General features: G+C 35.8%; 13 protein-coding genes. 2 read left to right on the top strand and 11 right to left on the bottom strand.

The annotated features are described in order from the left end of the window. Nucleotides 1-186: 186 nt before the first annotated feature. Nucleotides 187-939: a phosphotransferase family protein gene (locus ABD814_RS05780; RefSeq protein ID WP_344911248.1), complete on the bottom strand. Its 753-nt coding sequence runs from the start codon at nucleotides 937-939 to the stop codon at nucleotides 187-189. Between the two features lie 5 nt (nucleotides 940-944). Continuing rightward, complete coding sequence (adhE, locus tag ABD814_RS05775) at nucleotides 945-3,557, bottom strand: bifunctional acetaldehyde-CoA/alcohol dehydrogenase (RefSeq protein WP_344911247.1); 2,613 nt, start codon at nucleotides 3,555-3,557, stop codon at nucleotides 945-947. A gap of 223 nt (nucleotides 3,558-3,780) precedes the next feature. Between adhE and ABD814_RS05770 the strand changes: the two genes are divergently transcribed. After that, nucleotides 3,781-5,034: an IS4 family transposase gene (locus ABD814_RS05770; RefSeq protein ID WP_344911246.1), complete on the top strand. Its 1,254-nt coding sequence runs from the start codon at nucleotides 3,781-3,783 to the stop codon at nucleotides 5,032-5,034. A 271-nt stretch (nucleotides 5,035-5,305) separates the two neighbouring features. Here ABD814_RS05770 and ABD814_RS05765 read toward each other — a convergent pair whose 3' ends face one another. The 8 genes from ABD814_RS05765 to ABD814_RS05730 all read right to left on the bottom strand — a co-directional run bounded on the left by ABD814_RS05765 (nucleotide 5,306) and on the right by ABD814_RS05730 (nucleotide 18,100). Beyond that, nucleotides 5,306-7,051 carry a methyl-accepting chemotaxis protein gene (locus ABD814_RS05765; RefSeq protein WP_344911244.1) on the bottom strand — a complete coding sequence of 582 codons (1,746 nt, stop codon included), beginning with the start codon at nucleotides 7,049-7,051 and terminating at the stop codon, nucleotides 5,306-5,308. Between the two features lie 83 nt (nucleotides 7,052-7,134). Further along, entirely contained in the window at nucleotides 7,135-8,151 is a 1,017-nt protein-coding gene (locus tag ABD814_RS05760; protein WP_344911243.1) for a glycosyltransferase family 2 protein, read from the bottom strand. A gap of 17 nt (nucleotides 8,152-8,168) precedes the next feature. Beyond that, on the bottom strand, nucleotides 8,169-8,792 hold the full coding sequence (locus ABD814_RS05755; RefSeq protein WP_344911242.1) for a hypothetical protein: 624 nt from the start codon (nucleotides 8,790-8,792) through the stop codon (nucleotides 8,169-8,171). Nucleotides 8,793-8,823: 31 nt separating this feature from the next. After that, nucleotides 8,824-11,244: a beta-glucosidase family protein gene (locus ABD814_RS05750; protein WP_344911240.1), complete on the bottom strand. Its 2,421-nt coding sequence runs from the start codon at nucleotides 11,242-11,244 to the stop codon at nucleotides 8,824-8,826. A 78-nt stretch (nucleotides 11,245-11,322) separates the two neighbouring features. Beyond that, on the bottom strand, nucleotides 11,323-14,196 hold the full coding sequence (locus tag ABD814_RS05745; protein ID WP_344911238.1) for a glycoside hydrolase family 3 N-terminal domain-containing protein: 2,874 nt from the start codon (nucleotides 14,194-14,196) through the stop codon (nucleotides 11,323-11,325). 309 nt (nucleotides 14,197-14,505) lie between these two features. Continuing rightward, nucleotides 14,506-15,960 carry a family 43 glycosylhydrolase gene (locus ABD814_RS05740; protein WP_344911236.1) on the bottom strand — a complete coding sequence of 485 codons (1,455 nt, stop codon included), beginning with the start codon at nucleotides 15,958-15,960 and terminating at the stop codon, nucleotides 14,506-14,508. Between the two features lie 122 nt (nucleotides 15,961-16,082). After that, entirely contained in the window at nucleotides 16,083-17,393 is a 1,311-nt protein-coding gene (locus ABD814_RS05735; RefSeq protein ID WP_344911234.1) for a GHKL domain-containing protein, read from the bottom strand. Continuing rightward, nucleotides 17,390-18,100 carry a LytR/AlgR family response regulator transcription factor gene (locus tag ABD814_RS05730; protein ID WP_344911232.1) on the bottom strand — a complete coding sequence of 237 codons (711 nt, stop codon included), beginning with the start codon at nucleotides 18,098-18,100 and terminating at the stop codon, nucleotides 17,390-17,392. Before ABD814_RS05730 ends, ABD814_RS05735 begins: the two co-directional genes overlap by 4 nt. A 187-nt stretch (nucleotides 18,101-18,287) precedes the next feature. Here ABD814_RS05730 and glf point away from each other — a divergent pair, with 187 nt between their 5' ends. Continuing rightward, nucleotides 18,288-19,391, top strand: a complete 1,104-nt coding sequence (gene glf / locus ABD814_RS05725; RefSeq protein ID WP_344911230.1) for a UDP-galactopyranose mutase — start codon at nucleotides 18,288-18,290, stop codon at nucleotides 19,389-19,391. Nucleotides 19,392-19,455: 64 nt separating this feature from the next. Here glf and ABD814_RS05720 read toward each other — a convergent pair whose 3' ends face one another. Next, nucleotides 19,456-20,370 carry a VanZ family protein gene (locus tag ABD814_RS05720; RefSeq protein ID WP_344911228.1) on the bottom strand — a complete coding sequence of 305 codons (915 nt, stop codon included), beginning with the start codon at nucleotides 20,368-20,370 and terminating at the stop codon, nucleotides 19,456-19,458. Nucleotides 20,371-20,539: the final 169 nt, after the last annotated feature.

The raw sequence follows: 20,539 nt of genomic DNA, 5'->3' as shown, positions 1-20,539 counted from the left end.
GCGTACTTTCAATATAACATGAAATTCACATGACCTTTTATTTTAGGTGACTAACTTGATTATACAATCTTCCATTAAATGAACAGAGTCACTTAATTATAAAAAAAGAAACTACAATACTTAAACTGTATCGTAGCTTCTAAATAAACTCATCAACACTATTTGACAAAGAACCTTAATAATTAATTATTCGTACTCTACAACATCAATCCAGCCCATTAGGAAATCTCTTTCCTCTTCATCTGCGCCATCATTGGCTAATTGCTCAGCTGCCACAATTGGCATCCACTTTAAGATGTACTGTAGTGCAGTATCGGTTTTCTTAGCATATAAATCTCGATATTTTTCAGCCAAATCAATTTGACCTTGTAGGCAGAAACCTAGATACGTTCTCGATACGTCATGCGAGCCATTTCCTTGGGTCACGTGCGACCAGTCAAGTACGTATGGTGTTCCGTCTTCTGTAATAATGATGTTACTTGGGTTAAAGTCTCCATGACAGACTTTTCGATGTTTAGGCATACCAGCTAAACGAGTATCTAATTCATAACGAATGGTAGCATTTAATTCTGTTTCTCTAATTTTTCTACGCATTTTTGCATGCATTTCGTTGAGTAAAGGCGATCTCTTTTGATGAATTTCTAATTGTAAATCGACAAACAATTCCAAGTATTCATCCATTTTATCTGGATTTTCATCCATTAATTCCTTCAAAGTCTTTCCTTCAATGTAATCCATGACAATCATTCGTTCATCGTCTAATAAACAGACCTCATGTAAGTGTGGAATGTTTAATCCAGTTTCTTCAATCCGCACTTGATTCAATGCTTCGTTTAAAATATCAGATCGAGAAAAAGAAGGACCAAACTTTTTAAAGACTTTATCACCTTGACGATAAACAATTTTGTCGGGTCTTTCTGCAAGTATTTGTTTTTCCATTATTATTATTGCTCCTTTCCGTAGTATGCATTTAGATACATTTCTTTCAATTCACTCATTAGTGGGTATCTTGGGTTCGAACCAGTACACTGGTCATCAAACGCATCTTCAACCATTTTATCTAATGTTTCTAAGAAATCTTTTTCTGAAACGCCGTAATCTTTAATTGCTGGTTTTATTTCGATTGCTTCTTTTAATTCAGTCAATGCATCTAAAAGATTATCTAGTTTTTCATAATCATCTTTTCCACCTAAGCCTAAGTGATCTGCAATTTCTGCATATCTTGAAAGTCCGTGTGGGTGGTCATACTGTGGGAAAGTACCCATCTTTGTAGGTGTTTCACTTGCATTAAATTTAACAACTTCATTCATTAATAACGCATTTGCTAGACCGTGAGCGATATGATGTTGTGCTCCTAATTTGTGCGCCATTGAGTGACAGACACCAAGGAAGGCATTGCCAAAGGCCATACCAGCTAATGTTGAAGCGTTAGCCATTTTTTCACGAGCAACAGGATCTTTTGCACCGTACTTGTATGCTTTTGGCAAGTATTCAAATGCAAGCTTCAATGCTTGTAGAGCTAAGCCATCTGTGTAATCTGATGCCATTACTGAAGCATAGGCTTCTAACGCATGAGTAACAACGTCAAATCCTGAGAAAGCTGTTAGACTCTTAGGTGCGTGCATCATTAAATCGGCATCGACAATTGCCATATCCGGCATTAATTGATAATCAGCAAGTGGATATTTTATACCTGTTCTTTCATCTGTAATTACAGCAAATGGTGTAACTTCTGCACCAGTTCCAGCTGTGGTAGGGATTGCTACAAAGTATGCTTTTTCACCTAATACAGGGAAGCCAAGTACTCGTTTACGAATATCCATGAAACGCATTGCTAAGTCCATGAAATCTGTTTCTGGGTGTTCGTACATTACCCACATGATTTTTGCCGCATCCATTGGACTTCCTCCACCAATTGCAATAATTGTATCGGGTTGGAAATCTTGCATTGCTTTTGCACCTTTAGTTACAGATGCTAGAGTAGGGTCTGCTTCAACATCAAAGAATGTTGTGTGTGAAATACCCATCTCGTCTAATTTTTTCGTTAGGCCATCTGTAAATCCATTTTCAAATAGGAACTTATCAGTAACGATAAATGCTCGTTTTTTGTTTTGAACAGATTTTAATTCATCTAAAGCGACTGGTAGAGAACCACGCTTGAAGAATGTTTTTTCTGGAGCTTTAAACCATAACATATTTTCTTTCCTTTCCGCAACTGTTTTAATGTTTAGTAAGTGCTTGACTCCAACGTTTTCTGAGACGGAGTTTCCACCCCATGATCCACAACCAAGTGTTAACGAAGGTGTTAATTTGAAGTTGTAGATGTCACCAATACCACCTTGAGCAGCTGGTGTGTTAATCAGAATACGTCCAGTTTTCATTCGGTCTTGGAAAGTTTCTAGACGGTTATTATCGGATAGTGTATCAATATACAGAGAAGTTGTATGTCCGTATCCACCATCTTTAACAAGTTGCTCTGCTTTATTTAAAGCATCGTCAAAGTCTTCAGCACGGTACATTGCTAATACTGGTGATAATTTTTCGTGTGCGAACTCTTCGGATTGCTTGACGCTTGTGACTTCACCAATTAGAATTTTTGTTCCTTTAGGTACCGTAATACCGGATAACTCTGCGATTTTCTCGGCAGACTGTCCAACAATCTTTGAGTTAAGTGCTCCGTTAATAATAATTGTTTTACGAACTTTATCTAAATCTTTTTCATTTAAGATATGACAATTACGATAGGCAAATTCTTTAAGTGCTTCTTCGTAAACATCATCTAAAATAATAACGGACTGTTCTGACGCACAGATCATTCCATTATCAAATGTTTTTGAGTGAATGATTGAGTTTACAGCGAGTAAAATATCTGCACTATCATCAATAATTGCTGGCGTGTTTCCTGCTCCAACACCAAGTGCTGGTTTACCAGATGAGTAAGCTGCGGTAACCATGCTTGGCCCACCAGTAGCTAATGTCGTATCAGATTCTGCCATAACCATTTGTGTTAGTTCTAGGCTTGGTACATCAATCCAACCGATAATGTTTTCTGGAGCACCTGCTTCAATTGCTGCTTCTAAAATAATTCGAGAGGCTTCAATTGTACAGTCTTTTGCTCTAGGGTGAGGACTGATGACAATTCCGTTTCGTGTTTTAAGCGAGATTAAGATTTTGAAAATAGCTGTTGAAGTAGGGTTTGTTGTTGGAATGATTGCTGCAATAACTCCAAGTGGTTCAAGTATTTTCTTTACACCATAACTGCTATCTTCTTCAACGATTCCCACTGTTTGAGTATTTTTATACTCATTATAGATATACTCAGCCGCAAAATGGTTTTTGATGACTTTATCTTCAACAACACCCATTCCTGTTTCTTCAACTGCTAATTTAGCAAGAGGAATTCTTGCTTGGTTAGCTGCAACTGCTGCTGCTAGAAAGATCTGATCGACTTTCTCTTGAGAAAAGTTAGCAAATTCAGCTTGCGCTTCTCTAACTTTTTTCATTTCATTTTGTAACGACTCGACGTCTTGTACTATATTTTCTACTTTAGTAGTCAAAATAATTCTCCTCCACAAGATTGTTATTTGTTTCACAACCTGAACATATATTACACAAAATAAAACAGTTTGTAAAGAGGAAAAGTGAAGTTTTTTAATGAATACGTTTTCCCATTTCTTTGAAATGTCAAATGATTTGCTTAAAGCTTTAAAAAACAGAAAAAACTCCTTATAATTAGGTTTGGTAGCTCTGTCCAAATCCCAAAAAATAAGGAGCAATCACATGGACAAGAATACCACAAAATCTACAATTAGTGAACTACTTAAACTTATTGATGAACAAACTTTTTTAGAGTTAAGCAATGTCGAAAACCTTGATAAGTATGTCAAAAAGCTGACGGCTTATCGATTCTTTCAACTAATCATTATTGCTCAACTCAATGAAATAGCGAGTTTAACAAGAGTTTCAAAGCAAACAAAAGATAAAGATGACATACAAAAACAGCTAGGTTTTGAAAGTATAAGCACCTCGCAATTGTCTAGAAAATTAAATCAATTACCATCCGAGATGTTTGAGCGAATCTTTCGATATTTAACAATGAAAATACAGACGAAAATGTCAAGCCATTCACCATTTATACGTGATATTACGCGTTTAAATGTAATTGATTCAAGCACAATGAGTATGAGTTTGAATCAGTATCCTTGGGCTAAATTCCGGAAAACAAAGGCAGGTGTTCGGTTGCACTTGCGGGTGATTGTCACTAAAGATAACACCATTCCGGATAAAGCAAAGTTACTTCCCGCAATCCATTCGGATCGTTCGCAAATGGACGAGTTAATTGATATTGATCCAGATGCGATTTATCTGTTTGATAGAGGATACATTGACTACAAACAGTTTGAAAAACTCTGTCTCTCGGAGGTTCAATTTATTACACGTCTTAAAAAGAACGCTAAAATTGAAGTGCTTTCCGAACAGGTTCCTGATACCGACCAACTTATATTTAAAGATCAAGAAGTTTATCTAGGCAATCCTGTATCTGGCACTCAAATGAGTCAAACGCTCCGATTAATTGAGACTGAAGACGCCGAAGGTAACAGAGTCACGATTCTAACAAATTGTTTTGGCCTATCGGCTAAAGAAATCGGTGATCTCTATCGTTATCGCTGGAAAATAGAAACGTTTTTCAAATGGATGAAACAACATTTAAAAATAAAAACATTCTATGGAAAAGGTCAAAACGCCGTTTACAGTCAAATCTGGATTGCCCTTATCACCTATTGTTTATCTGTTTTAATTCAACAAAAAACAGGCTTTAAGGGGCGGCTTCTTGAAGTTAAAGATACGTTGAAAAACTTGCTATTTAAAGGCTACGACACGTTCGTCAAAGCTTTGTTTCGCCCACCTTCTCGGTCTTCAAAAGGACGAAGGAAGTATGATTTTGAAAGAGACTTTAAAATCATTATGCAACAATATACCGAAGGTGAGGTGGAGCATTTAAATACACTTGATTTTGATCCTTTGTTTGTTTAACTTCATAAAATGACAAATTGTGGATGAGGGCTACTCTTTGTTCGCTGTTCACTTTTTTATTTTTAAAATCGAACGGATAATGGTAATTTTTAACTTTATTCGTTTGGAACATAATTTAATGATTTGACAACTGTAAAATGTTTTTATGCAATGCTAATGACCCAATATAATAAAAAAGACCATATGAAAACCTGTCAAATTCAAATGTTTGATTCTCCAAACATGAATATTAAGGGATTTCATATGGCCTTCCAGCAACAAAATAACTAGCTTAAGCTTCTACTTTTTTAAACTTTTGCACTTGTTTATTTAAGTTATCAACAATTTCTTGGTTATGATCTGTATCAGTTGTAATATCTGTTAATGAATCTAGTAAATCATTTGTATTCTCACTAGATTTTACAACTTCAATCACGCTTCCTTCAACAGCTAACGATATTTCTGTCATGCCTTCAACCATATGATTTGTGATCTGGTTCAGCTGACCTGAGCTGTCTGCAAATCTATTTAGAATCACCTTAAGCGTCTCAGCATCTTCTTGATAAGCGTTTGTCACTTCAACGAATTCGTCATAATCATCAAGAACATTTCCTGTTATATAACTAATCATTTGTTCGGCATTGCTGACTAACTCTTCTACAGAGTTTGTTACCGTTGCACTGATGGCTTGAATCGCGCTTGTCGTTTCTTTTGTGCTCTCTGCTAACTTTCTTATTTCATCACCGACAACTGCAAAGCCCTTACCAGCCTCTCCTGCTCTAGCCGCTTCGATCGATGCATTAAGAGCCAAAAGATTGGTTTGTTCTGAAATCTCTAAAATATCTGTAGTTAGTTCATTAATTCTTTGAACCGAACGGCTATTTTCAATCGAGGATTCTGTCGTCTGTTTAATCTGGCGAATAATTTCCTCAGTTTGGCTCTTACTTTGAAGTGATTGATTTCGAACAGTATCTGCTCTTTCAACAATTGATTCAACCCGAATAACATTTGATTTCGCATCTTCTGAAATGTGATTTGCCGATTGTAATACACTTTGAGCACCATCTTCAAGACTCTGTATCGTGCTACTTATCTCTTCCATACCTGCGGATAACTCGTTTAAAGAGACAGAAATATTAGCTGTAGAATTCTTGCTATCAACAATATTATTGCTTATGTTTCCTGTCGATTGATAGATTGAACTGGAACTTGTTTTTATTGAAATCATTAAGCCTTGCAATGTATCAAGAAAACGATTAATGCCTGCGATCATCTGACCGACTTCATCTTTAGAAGAGCTATCAATTCGAACAGTTAAATCTCCCTCTTCATCTTCAAGCGTCTTAATAATCTCTGCTAATTTTCGATTTCCACTCACTAACGGACTAATGATTGTCTTGACAGTTATCCAGAAAGCAGCCATAGCTGATAGAACAAAAAGAATAGCTATAATCCAGATAATCATTGTTGAACGATCGACTCTCGAATTAATCAGATTGACTTCATGATCAATACTCGCATCTAAAACTTCTTGAAAATCACTTTCAGATCTCACCATTTCCTCAGCTAATTGTTGTAAAGTTTGATAATTACTAGCCGCTGATACTTGATTGTTTTGTTCAATATATTCGGTAACTGTATAGATTTGATCCAAATATGCCTGCATATCTGTTTGATAAGGGAGATAGGCATCATTCAGTACTTGATTCATCGCTTTATCTGAAAAGTCTTCAGTTATTTTGGCAATCTCAGCAACACTAGTCTCTATCGCACCTGCACTATTAATAATTGACTCGGCAATAATTTTGTGTTCAGACTCGTCACTTAACACGAATTCTTGGATTTCTATATTTACCTGACCAATTTCTTTCGCTAACTTTACTTGCTCATATTCTAGGGGAATAAAAGAGTTTGCAACTAAACTCGTTGATAATTTAATTTGCGAATTGGTAATTCCACTTAAAATCGTGTTTAAAATAAAAATGAATGTAAGTAAAGATAGAATAAACAGTATTCGCTTCGCTATTGACTGGCGCATATTTCCTCCTTAAACAACCCTACTTGTTAATTTAAAATAGTGAGAACATCTAAATGATATTCTCACTATTTCTAACGATCCATTTAATTAAAACCAAAAATCCTTCTTGATATTTTATAGGCACCCATAGAGATTTGTCGTCCAAACCAACTCGGCAAATTAGTCAATTGGCCTAAAAATCCATACCTTAATTTACGAAATAGCTTTCGATCTCTTTCTTTGATATATTGCAACAGTTCTTTTTTCTTTTCCAGATTTTCCCTTTTACGCGAACATATGAGTAAGATTGAAGAAATAGTCGTGACTATTTCTAACTGATGGAATAGATACTGTTGTAATTTCTCATTTTGAATTGACTCTAAATCAATATAATCAACCATGAGTTTATTCACTTTTAATTGCTGATCAATTCGATCAATCATTACTTTTTCATTAACAGATTGATCGTCTCTTCCGATAAAATAACGATAGAAATCTACGTCTAAATAGTACAGTCTTTCGACACGAGTTAATGGTTGGTAAACATAGAGATTATCAACATAGAAAGTATGACTTGGAAGGTTCAATCGAATCTCTTTTAATAATTGTGTTCGATAGATTAGTGAATGCATCATTAGATATTGTCCTTTACGAAAAGGCTTAGTATCATCCCAAGTAAAGACCTTATCCTTAGGGATGACACTCGTATATTTCATAACCTTCTTATATTTTGCCCCTTCTTTTTCATAGACAAAATTACTAATCATTAAATCAATATATTGCTTTCTGTCAATCAAGTCATTCAAAGTATCTAGTATTTTCAAATACGACCTTGTGTCTACCCAATCATCACTATCGACCACTTTAAAATATAAACCCGTTGCATGTTTAAGCCCTGTATTGATCGCCTGTCCATGACCACCATTTGGTTGATGAATAACTTTAATTTTGCTCGGATGCATGTTTGCATAATTATCAGCAATTTCCGCCGTTTGATCAACAGAACCATCATTGACTATGATTAATTCAATATCATCTCTCGCCAATAAGAGAGATTCAATACAATTTTTCATATAATCTTGTGAATTGTAACAAGGAATAATGACTGATAATAATTTCATAGCTACACCACCTCTTATTATGCTTGTTTGTCAGGTTCTTGTTTGAAAATTACTTTGAAAATAGGATAGAAAACCCAGAACGAAATCGCACTGTTAATAATCATCGTTACCATATCTGCCATTGTTTCACCAAATGACCCCATACCCCATGTGTTCATTAATAAATTATAAATAGGCGCTTTATAGAACCCTTGAGCTGCTGCCGCTCCAATTGTAATGACAAAGTAGGCAATCACATACCACATGGCAGCTTTCCAAATATTAGAGTTCGATTTAAATGTAATACTTCTTTGGGCAAAAAAGTTAATAATCTGTGCAACCCCAATCGCAATTTGTACAGCGAGGAAATAGGCGAGTCCACCACCGCCCCCAGCTGATAAAGGACCCGCTCCATAGTCAAATACAAAATATGAACTCCCATCAAAATTCTGACCGAATTGCAAAATTTGAAAGTTAATGTTTATTAATGATGTTTGTTCAAATAGACCTCTTAAAACAGGCATTAGTACTAATTGTAGTACTGTTACACCATTACTTAGTAGAAAAAAGACTAAGAATTGTGCTAGATTAGGATGTTTTTCCTTAAAGTTAGCCCAAAATTTTAATTTTGGCACAGTTGTTTTATTTATCTCACTACTCATTATACCCCTCCTTCGCAAGCGAACGATAGTGTTAATTGTTTACTTTTGCAGCTTTAATCATCTGTTTTCTTTCTCTAAACACATGCTTTAACCCCTTAAAGAACTGACCATTTACAATCATTAACACACCGTCTACCATTGGCATATTCATGATTCCACCAGTCATTCTCGCCAATCCTCTAAATGGCATATGATAGACTGACATCATGATTAGATTGGCTGTCGATCGTTTGCCAATCTTTCTTAAAAACCAGTGTGCAAACTTAATCAGCTGATAAGCAAATCTAGCAAACCAACCTTTTGCATATTGACATTGAGCGATTGTATCGTTATAACCAAGTGGTTTTGTCCGATCCCACTTAGCATCGGGAACTTTTCTTCCTAATAATGTTTCAAATTCTTCTAATCCAACATTGCTCACTTGACCTGAATAATAACTTGGTATGCCTGTTTGTTCATATGGTAATGGCGCACCTGTACCTTCAACAAACAACACACCGCTCAGTTGAATATCCACACTGGATGATCCAATCATAATCTCATAATCTGCTTCTTCAATCTCCCATTGATTTGTTTTCACATTAAAATACCTGAATGTTTTATCATCAAATGGAATTGTTACTGTTTTAGATTCTCCTGGTTGTAGGCTGACTTTAACAAACCCTTTTAATTCTTTTTTAGGTCTAAAAATTGCCTTAGACTGACAACCGACATATAATTGAGCAGCTTCCATACCTGGTAGATTACCAGAGTTTGTGATCGTAAATGTAGCGCCTGCTCGGTCAACTTCAAGATCAGAGTATTCAAATGTTGTGTAACTTAGGCCATACCCAAATGGAAATCTGACAGCGACATTTGCCGTGTCATAGTAACGGTAGCCAATAAATAGACCTTCTCGATATTCAACACTGACTTCTTTTCCTGGGAATTGGTGATAAGAAGGCGTATCTTCATAACGAATTGGATAAGATTCAGCTAACTTACCTGACGGGTTTACTTCTCCGGTCAAAATTCTGAGGATTGCCTTTGCACCTGCTTGTCCACTAAGTTGTCCGTGTAATAAGCCTTTCACTTTATCGATCCATGGTATTTCTACTACAGCGCCACTTGACAGAATGACAACAATATTTTGATTGACTTGATAGATTTCATTTAAAAGGTCAATTTGATTTTGTGGAATCTTAATATTTTCCCGATCTAAACCTTCAGCTTCCGTTACTTCATCTAGTCCGAGATATAAAAGAACGACTTCTGCTTTTTCAGCAAGTGCACATGCCTTTGCTATTTTTCGACTATTTTTCTTTCCATAACGATTAAAGCCTGGTTCAAAGCCAATACTATTAAGCCCTGATTGAGCTAAAGAATCTAGTGTGTTTTCCAATGTAGTCGGATTTACAACCGATGAGCCTGCCCCTTGATAACGAGGCTCTCTTGCAAAGTCACCAATCACAGCTACTTTTACATCATTATTTAATGGTAGAATATTGTCTTCATTTTTTAAGAGAACAATCGATTCCTCTGCAATTCTTTGAGCAAGTTGATGATGTTTCTTTTCATCAACACTAGCGTTTGATTCTTTTAGTACAGAAGTCGTTGACATAATTAGATCTAATAAACGATCAACCGCTTCATCTAAAACTTCCTCTTTTAATTCACCGCTTTTAATCGCTTGATAAATATCTTTGTCTGTTTCCCCATTCGTTGTCGGCATTTCCAATTCATTACCTGCTTTAAGAGCTGCCACCCGATCGTTATTACCACCCCAATCCGTAACAACAACACCATCGTAATCCCATTCATTGCGGAGGATATGATTCATTAAATGAGGGTTTTCATTCGTATATGTGCCGTTCAACTTGTTATATGCGGACATGACTGTTTTGGTTTTGCCTTCTTTGATTGCAATTTCAAAACCAGTTAAGTAAATTTCTCTAAGTGTGCGTTCGTCAACGATTGTATCAATTGCCATTCGTCTTTCTTCTTGATTATTGACAGCATAATGCTTAACAGATGCGGCAATTCCCTGTGACTGAATTCCTTGAATTAAGTTTGCTGCTAATTTCCCTGCTAAGTATGGATCCTCACTAAAGTATTCGAAGTTTCGACCTGCCAAAGGATTTCGCTTCATATTGATACCAGGTCCAAGCAGAACATTAACCTTTTGATTAGCAGCTTCAACTCCTAAATATTGCCCCATTTTATTAATTAAATTAACATCCCAACTATTCGCAACTGTTGCAGCTGTTGGGAAACAAGTTGCTGGAATACTCGGATTAAGTCCCAAGTGATCTGCCGCAGCCGCTTGCTTACGAATGCCATGTGGACCATCAGCTAGAAACATATTTGGGATTCCTAACCGATCAATATTCTCGGTCTGCCAAAAATCCTTACCAGACATTAATGATACTTTTTCCTCTAAAGTCATTTGATTGATTAGTTCTTGATATTTCATTTGCGAACCCCCCTTTTTATAGAGCATTAGATAACAGTGGTACTTCAACTAGAAGTACCACTGTTTTAGTTTTTAAGATTAATTTTCTTCTAATACTACCTTTCTTTTTCGAAGCGTTGCATAGAAACCAAATGCGATTCCAGCTAAAATCACGATATCAACTGCGATTGTGATCTTGACCCATGGTTGCATACTTGAGACAAGACGATTGTTCATCGCGTCACTATTTGCAACTGTGTATAAAATATTATGAGCGGCTTCTCTCATTGCCCACAATGTATCGTTACTATTTGTATCAATATTTTCTGGGACGCCCATTGGAGCAGCTCCAGTTAGATAGAGATCATTACCATTTCGCACACCTAAATCATAGATCATGTATGGATAAGCCTCTATACCATTTCCATTCATATAGAAATCTGTGATAACCATTCCGTTAAAGTCCCACTCATTACGAAGGACTTCTTGTAAGAGTCCACTACTTGCGCCAGCCCATGTATGACCAATACTGTTAAATGAGGACATCACACCTTTGGCTCCAGACTCTTTTACTGCTAACTCAAATGGTTTTAAATAAATTTCACGAATCGTTTGCTCATTACCCCACGTTAAAACACCAAAAGTTCGGTTATCTTCTTGATCATTTAAAGCAAAGTGCTTAATGTACACATAACCACCTTCACTTTGATAGCCATCTGTTACTGCAGCAGCCATTTTTCCAGATAAGAATGGATCTTCAGAATAGTACTCAAAGTTTCTACCTGAAAATGCTGTCCGGTGAATGTTTATTCCTGGTGCATACCAGCCAGTGACACCGTAAGCTGTTGCTTCGACACCAATGTGTTGCCCCATTCCTTCTGCAAGATCAAGATTCCAAGTTGAAGCAATCATCACTGCTGAAGGGAAAGCAGTTCCTGATTGACCTTCAGCGGCCATATTCATGTTGTTTATTGATGCAGGCCCATCATAATCTAATGTTGCTGGTTTTCCAACGGATTCTATTTCTATCGTTCGATAACCGCCTAATGTTGTTAAGTTGACCAAATCATCAATTGTAAGTTGATCCAATAACTCATCCCAAGCCTGATCATCTATAGCTAACCCGATATAGTCTTCTAAGACTTTTCCATTATCGGCCCCGGTTATTGGTGCTGAATCTCGTAAATCTTCAGGGATATCATAGCGTGCACGATTAATCAGATCGATAAGTGATGCATCAATTAATCGCCCTCGAACTTCTTTTGTTTCACCTTCATTTGTCGTAACTGTGAATGTTTCATTTCGATCAATCTCTGCTAAGTTTGCAAATCCATCTGCTCTTGATAAATAAGTGGTAATGCTTCCTTCGCCAGTCACTAAATCATCAAATTGATTGATTGCTACTTGGTCATCTGATGAACGACCATTATCAAAAACAACTTGAGAAATTTCCTTTGAACCAACTTCATCAATCACATCATGTGAGTTTTCCATTAGTAAAAGTCGGTATTCTCCACCTTCAAGGACGTACGCACCGTTATCACTATAAACTCCATCATGATCATACGATGCCATATCTTCTACCGCGAAAGAAAGTGTCACAATCTCTGACTCACCTGGTTGAATTAACGCTGTTTTCTCAAATGCAATTAACTCAACAGCTGACTTTTCAATGTTTCCTGTATAAGGAGAGCTATAGTAGAGCTGAACAACTTCTTTTCCTGCTGTTGAACCCGTATTCGTTACCTCAATATCAACGGTTACTTCAGTATCTGTCCAATTTAAGCTATCTGTAACAACTTCTTGATCAAAACTTGTATAACTCAATCCATAACCAAATGGATAGATTACTTTCTCGTCATAATCAATTGCTCCTTCAGCAAAAGCCGTTTCATAGTAGCGATAACCAACATAAATACCCTCAGTTAAATCAACATATTTTAAAGGAACACCCCTTTCATCAACAGCTTGGACGTATGTTCCGTCTTCATTCTCTATAACATAATCAAAGTCGCCAAAATTTCTCATTGCTGGTGCATCAAACAAATCAGCTGCATAGACATCGACAGTTCGTCCTGAAGGATTCACCGTACCTGCTAGGATTTTACCGAGTGATGTAAAACCACTTTGTCCAGGACCTGCAACATTTAAAACACTCTTGATCTGACTATATTCATTTAACCAACCAAGTTCAAAAGTATTTGCACTGTTAACAATAAGAACAACGTCATCAAAATGCTCTGTTACTACATCAATCATCTCTCGCTCTCTATTAGAGAGTTCAAGATAGTGTTTATCTGGATCAAGATCATCTTCATGACCAAACTTCTGCCCTGTTGGACCAAATGGACTGCCTTCTGGATCGAATGTGTCTGGACCATCCATAATTCTTGGAAGGTCAGCGCCTTCTCCCCCAGATCGTGCGATAAAGATAACAGCTACATCTGAATAATCTTTTGCCTGTTCCATTCTTTCAGCTGTATAAAATTCGTCAGCTTGTGGCTCTGGAATAGTCCAATCTTGACCATCCATACCAACTATTGGTCGCTCTATACCAGTCGCTATATAGTCATCATATAATTGCTCATTAATTTCAAATCCTGCTTCTTCAAGACCTTCTCTTGGTGTCACAGCTAATGAAGCATCAGATTCTCCTGATCCCGTACCACCGTATACAGGGTCAGTAAAGCTCCAACCAAAAACATTTAATTTAGTTTTACTTTCACTTGAAGTTGTCAACGGTAGGAGATTATCATCATTTTGTAATAATACAATTCCCTCATCCGCAATTTTCTCTACCCATTCCGTTGATGCTTCACGAGCGGCTATAGCTTCTTCACTCTCTAAATCAATCGTTAAGAAGTAAGCAGTAATTACATCTGAAAAGTGATTTAAAGCAACATTTGCTCCGATCGTAATTACTAGTAATATAGATAGTAATGTTCTTAAAATAATTTTTGTTTTTTTCTTCATAGTTCAATTAACCTCCGATAAGAAATAATGAAATACCTAGTCTGATAATTGTCTTGGTTGCTGAAGCTCCATACTTTTTTATGAAATGACCTCCCAAATAAATATATTTACAAAATCAATGTGTAGACGCTTCCAAAGTTTATTCAATTAGCTATTAACTCAACTGAGCCTAAATTAACATAATTAAAATATCTTTTTTTAAAACAATCACAAACGGTAGGTATTTTCACATGAATGGTAATAACAATCTGAAATTAAAAAAGGTTTGATCATTTACAACTCATAATCAAACCTAATCAATTAATATCTTTATCTTAAAACAAATGATTTAAAGTCTATTCGTCCTGGACCCCGATAGGTAAAGTATAGAGCTGTCTTACCATTCGCCATCTGTAATTGTGTATAGAAGTATTTATAGTCTTTTGATGGTTGAATGTAAATTTTTGCAATCGGATCTGAATCATTCATATTTGTTATGTAGATAACTCCAGTGCCACTACCACGGACAGCAACACCAATTTCATTTAAATCATTGATCATAAAATATTTATAGCCAGCACTTGCCCCATCTCGCATATTCGCAATATATTGATCAGGATTTTCTTCACGATCTCGACCTGTTTGAGTAAAATATGGGTGTTTTCTAAAAGCTATATGACCAAAATAAGTTCCATACCTACCCGCACCATCACCTGATTTTAAATGACAAGCAATATAGGCACCGTATTCACCTTTTCCTTTTAATGGGCCATTGTTTAAACCACAACTCGTCAATTCCACCTGTGGTATTGAACCGTCTTCCATAATTTCAATCCGCTCTGCCATTGCCTGTCGAGAATAGTGATGACGATTCGTTTGTCGATGATAAAATATATACCACTGATCATTTATTGCTACGATACTGCCATGATTATTGCCAATATAATTATCGCTATTCTTATCTTCAGAATAACCATTAATGTATAAATCACCATTACTTATGACTGTGCCACCATATTGAAAAGGACCTAGTGGGCTATCACTGGTTGCATAGCATAGTTCATGACCATTAATTGACGAGTAAATAAAGTAGTAAGTGTCACCAATTCTCCTTATTGAGCTCGCTTCAAAGAACTCATGCCCTTCAAACCCAGTGCCACTTGCTTCACCTACTTTGTTAAATAGAAGTTTAGTTTTCCCAATCACTGTTTTCATGTCAGGAGCTAACTGAACGACATAACCTCCATTAAAACGACGCTTTTTTCCTCCAGTAATAATAGGTGATAAACTTTTTTGTGGAGCAAAGCCAAAATAGAGATATACACTGCCGTCATCATCAACAAGTACTCCTGGGTCAAACAAAAAAGGATCACCTTTCTTACTAGAGAGCTTTTCCCCATTAATATCACTCACATAACCATAAAATTCATACTGCCCTGCTGGAGTATCACAGACAGCAACAGCCATTATACTAAAAAAATTTAATGCATAATATAAATAATATCGACCGTCTACCCCCTTTGTTACATCAGGAGCATACATTTGAAAAAGACCTAATTTATTCATTGGATCTTGATTTTTTCGATAAATAACACCTTCATACTTCCAATCAGTCAAATCATTAACCGGTGCAGACCAGGAAACATAATCATTCAAACAAAAAAGTTTACCATTAAAGCGATCATGAGAGCCGAAAACATAAACTCTATCGTCAAACACATAAGGTTCAGCATCAGGAATATATTCATAGCTAGGTAGAAATGGATTAAAAACTTGCCGGTTCATAAAATCATCCTTTTCGCATCTATCGTTTTACATTAGCATTTTATCATGAGTCTTTCTCACTTGAACTTATTCTACATGAATAAGGAGATTTCTAACATGAACTGTTTGTTTTAATTAAATAATTACTTATCCAGTTTAGGCATCAAAATCTCCAACTCAAACCAATTCCCATTTTGGTTGACATTAACCACACCACCATACTTCTGAACTGTATGTTGAATACTTTTTAAGCCATAACCATGAAGGTATGTATTTCGTTTTGTCGTTTTAGGTAAATCACCTTCAATCTTTAAATCACCTTCAAAGTAATTTTCTACTCTAATCATAATAAAATTCCTTTTTGAAAAAACTGATACATGGATCAGCCTTTTCTCCTTGTCTTTAACCTTTTGTTCATATTCAATTGCATTATCTAAAGCATTTCCAAAAATCGTTGCAATATCAGCTGTAGCCATACCATTTAACAATGATCCATCTGCCACGCAAGTTAATGTGATCTCATTTTTAATGCAATATAAGCTTTTACTTTTTAGGACGGTATCCAACACTTGATTGCCTGTTTTATGTTCGGCTTCATATGCTTTAATTTCTTCTTCCATTTTCTCTAAATAAGCGTGTCTCTTATCTGAATCTGTCTCCGCTTTAAGTGCAATAATCTGATTTTTTAAATCATGATATTTATAATTAATCATCTCAATACTTTCCTTAGATTGTTGATATTGTGTGTATTGATTTTGCAGAATATATTGCATAGCTCTTAACTCATGCTTAATTCTTAGATCAGTTAATTGCAGATGATACGCATGCAAGATTGTGAATCCACCTAGATCAACTAAGGTACGAATATTAAGGATTTCTTGAGCATACTGTCCACTAAATGGTGTTTTCGATGTTACAAAACTTAAATTACTAATTCCAAATACAGCAATCCCAATCACAACGACAGAACACAACTCCCGCCGACTAACATTCATGACGCTATCTTCTGGGATATGTTTTCTTTCTAAAAGCCAAACAGCTAAAAATGCAACTCCATAAACTAAAATCAATAAAATAATTTCTTGTAAAGAACCTGTGAAGCCCTGGTTCCAGAAAAAATTATGTAACTGCCATTGAAAAGAAGCGACTAACTCGGCCAAAACAAATGCTTTGATCGTAAAGTAACCCGCATCTAAAAGATTTAATCGTGTGCTTTTATAGATAAAAATAAACATTAAAACAACTGCCATCATCATACTTGGAATCCAAAAAGCTAGCGATAAATAATCAGTTATGATCAAGAATGTAATTTGAACAATTAAAGCTACACCAGAAAACAAGACAAGGTGAGAGCGCTTTAGATGCTTTTTCAAGATAGAGATATAAATAATACAAGCAATCCACTCGGCTAACGCTGTATATACTCGTGGAATATCAGGGAGAACATCAATCATTTAATCACCTTACCCCAATAACTAGCGAGCGCCTTCATAAAAGGTTTCTTTTTAGAACGACTAATTGGGATTTCTGCTCCACCCACTATAGCGCCATTTTCATTTGTGCCATCGACATGTTGTAAATTGATTAAATAACCTCGGTGCCCTCGAAAGAAATGAAATTTTTCTAATTCACTTTCCATGTCCTTCATTGTTCCTGTTGCAACATATTCTCCTTTTTTTGTCGTGAAAATTAGATCGTGTCCCTGACTTTCAATAAAATAAATATCAGAAGTCTCTAGCCGAATGACACCATCTTTCAATTTAACTGTCACATGTTGTGTCTCTCTTTTTTCCATCCGATTAATTGCACGATTTAAACGCTCGGAAAACTGGAAATATGAAATTGGTTTTAGGATATAGTCCAAAGCATCAACAGCATAACCTTTAATAGCGAACTGTGGCATATTCGTAATAAAGATAATTACGACCTCTGAGTCTGTTTTTCTAATTTCCTCTGCCGCCGACATACCATCCATCAACGGCATTTGTACATCCATTAAGATCAGATCAAACTGCGCCTGATAATTTTCGACAAATTGATCACCATCGGTAAAGGTTTCAATTTGAATCGTTTCATCTCGTTCTTGCTCAAACCTTTGAAGATACTCTATCAGCTGTTTTTGATAATTAATCTCATCTTCTACGATTGCAACTCGTATCATTTTTATCCTCCTAAAAATTTATCTTATATTCCAATCGTGTCATATATAGTCTAGTTACTATACATTATACTACAAACACCTCTATGGTTATACAAGTTTCCCCCCTAGCATTGCTAATTGGTTTTGCTTGTGAAATAATATGAAAAACAGAAATATTTTATCGATGTACAAAAGGAGTATCTAAGCTATGTATGATTATTTAATTGTTGGTGCGGGTTTATTTGGAGCGATTTTTGCCTATGAAGCGAAACAGAGAGGCAAAAAGTGCCTAGTAATCGATAAGCGCAACCATATTGGCGGAAATGTTTACACAAAAGAAGTAGAAGGAATTCAAGTTCATGAATATGGTGCTCACATTTTCCATACTAACAACAAACGTATTTGGGATTATGTGAATCAATTTGCCGAATTTAATCGGTATACGAACTCACCGATCGCGAATTATAAGGGGGAAATCTACAATCTCCCCTTTAACATGAACACTTTTAATAAATTATGGGGAGTAACAAGCCCGGAAGAAGCAAAACAAAAAATAGAGGAACAGCGAAAGGCAGCAAATATTACAGAGCCGAGTAATTTAGAAGAACAAGCTATTTCTCTTGTCGGTACAGATATTTATCAAAAATTAATTAAAGGTTATACAGAAAAACAATGGGGTCGGCCAGCAAATGAACTGCCTGCTTTTATTATTAAAAGACTCCCCGTTCGTTTCACTTATGATAATAACTACTTTAATGATCGATTTCAAGGAATTCCTGTCGGGGGTTATACTCAAATCTTTGAAAAGTTACTTGATGGAATTGATGTTAAATTAAAAACCGACTTCTTTAAAGAGCGAGAGGAATTAGAGGCACTCGCAAATAAAATTGTTTTCACAGGTATGATTGATCAATTTTACGATTATCAATTTGGCGTCCTAAATTATCGTAGTTTGAAATTTGAAACGAAAGTTTTAAATGATACAGACAATTTCCAAGGGAATGCCGTCGTTAACTATACTGACAGTGAAACGGCGTATACACGAATGATCGAACATAAACACTTTGAGTTTGGTAAACAAGAGAAAACCGTCATCACAAAAGAATATCCAATGGAGTGGGAACAGGGGCTTGAGCCATACTATCCAATTAACGATGAGGAAAATAATACGGTTTATAAACAATATAAAGATCTAGCTGATCAAGAAGCTAAAGTCATCTTTGGTGGAAGATTGGCTAACTATAAATATTATGATATGCATCAGGTTATTGGTGAAGCATTAGCAACAGTTGAAAGAGAATTTGGGAAGTAACGAAATTATTAAAAACCTAGTAGGCGTCAAAATAACGATTCGTTTTTGACGCCTGTTTAGCTTGCTAATTCCACCAATACTTCATTTCTTTAAATGTAACATCCCACAACTTTGCATTTCCTTCAATTGTGATTGTAAGTTCATTTACCTTGTCGATATTAAATTCAGAAGAGGCATGGTCTTTATTAAAATAGGTTTCTACCTCTTCCCCATCAACAGAAATAACTACCTTACCGTCATAGTCACTTGCATTATCGGGAATCCCATAGTTTAAAGAAAGCACAATATCTTTGCCATCAAAGTCATAGGTTAATACTTCCACATTGTCGCCTTCACTGCCATACACGTTTATTTTTGGCTCAATTTTTTCATCTCCAATTTCGAAACTTTGGAGATTTTTATCTACTGGTAGATTGCTGTTACTTTCCAGTTCATTTAAAGCTATAACTGGTCCTTCTATTTTGGTGAAGGATTTGTTTAACAATTCTGAGAAGCCTATTATCGCTGTTGAAAGGACAACAATCGATATAGCCGTAACGACAAGTTCTTTCCAAATACTCTTAAAACGAAATCCAATTTTGTATGCACAAAAACCTACTGATGCACCTAATGAGTTTACTATTGCATCATTTATATCAAAACTACCGAGATAAGTTAGCATTTGTAGGGTTTCTATTATTAGGATTGACAAGAAGAACAATGGAATAAACCTAATAAACTTGCATCGATATAGTCTAGGAATCAATAAACCAAAAGGTATAAATCCTGCAAAATTACCTAAGTCAAAAACCCGGAAATTTTTCAAGTCTGACAGCGTTGGAAATCTTAATTGAATTAGATCCGGAATTAAATTAAATCGATATTCATTATTGCCCACTGCTGCACCAGGTCTACCAACACCAAAAAACAGAAAGTATAATATCAGAGCTGTATAGATTATTAATATAGTAATGATTAGCTTATCTTGCTTTGTTCTCATAATATCTCCTGTCCTAATAAATAGTATCTAGACCTAGATTATTCACAGCCCGACCATAAGCCACTAAGAAACTGCGTTAAATCAATTAAAAATAGCCAATCGATCTTTCACTAATTAAGTGAAAAGGAGCCCGATCTTTGATATTGTATAAGTGATCAAACAAACACAA

Origin of the sequence: Amphibacillus indicireducens (genome assembly GCF_039539605.1) — a bacterium.
GTDB classification, from domain to species: domain Bacteria; phylum Bacillota; class Bacilli; order Bacillales; family Amphibacillaceae; genus Amphibacillus; species Amphibacillus indicireducens.
The sequence above is the reverse complement of the archived record's forward strand: the minus strand, read 5'-3'. Positions and strand labels throughout refer to the sequence as shown.

Excerpts from the sequence above, each read along its gene's own strand:
- ABD814_RS05780 (WP_344911248.1), bottom strand. The coding sequence starts at position 939 with ATGGAAAAACAAATACTTGCAGAAAGACCCGACAAAATTGTTTATCGT.
- ABD814_RS05745 (WP_344911238.1), bottom strand. The coding sequence starts at position 14,196 with ATGAAGAAAAAAACAAAAATTATTTTAAGAACATTACTATCTATATTA.
- ABD814_RS05770 (WP_344911246.1), top strand. The coding sequence starts at position 3,781 with ATGGACAAGAATACCACAAAATCTACAATTAGTGAACTACTTAAACTT.
- ABD814_RS05760 (WP_344911243.1), bottom strand. The coding sequence starts at position 8,151 with ATGAAATTATTATCAGTCATTATTCCTTGTTACAATTCACAAGATTAT.
- ABD814_RS05765 (WP_344911244.1), bottom strand. The coding sequence starts at position 7,051 with ATGCGCCAGTCAATAGCGAAGCGAATACTGTTTATTCTATCTTTACTT.
- ABD814_RS05750 (WP_344911240.1), bottom strand. The coding sequence starts at position 11,244 with ATGAAATATCAAGAACTAATCAATCAAATGACTTTAGAGGAAAAAGTA.
- ABD814_RS05720 (WP_344911228.1), bottom strand. The coding sequence starts at position 20,370 with ATGAGAACAAAGCAAGATAAGCTAATCATTACTATATTAATAATCTAT.
- ABD814_RS05755 (WP_344911242.1), bottom strand. The coding sequence starts at position 8,792 with ATGAGTAGTGAGATAAATAAAACAACTGTGCCAAAATTAAAATTTTGG.
- ABD814_RS05740 (WP_344911236.1), bottom strand. The coding sequence starts at position 15,960 with ATGAACCGGCAAGTTTTTAATCCATTTCTACCTAGCTATGAATATATT.
- glf (WP_344911230.1), top strand. The coding sequence starts at position 18,288 with ATGTATGATTATTTAATTGTTGGTGCGGGTTTATTTGGAGCGATTTTT.
- ABD814_RS05730 (WP_344911232.1), bottom strand. The coding sequence starts at position 18,100 with ATGATACGAGTTGCAATCGTAGAAGATGAGATTAATTATCAAAAACAG.
- ABD814_RS05735 (WP_344911234.1), bottom strand. The coding sequence starts at position 17,393 with ATGATTGATGTTCTCCCTGATATTCCACGAGTATATACAGCGTTAGCC.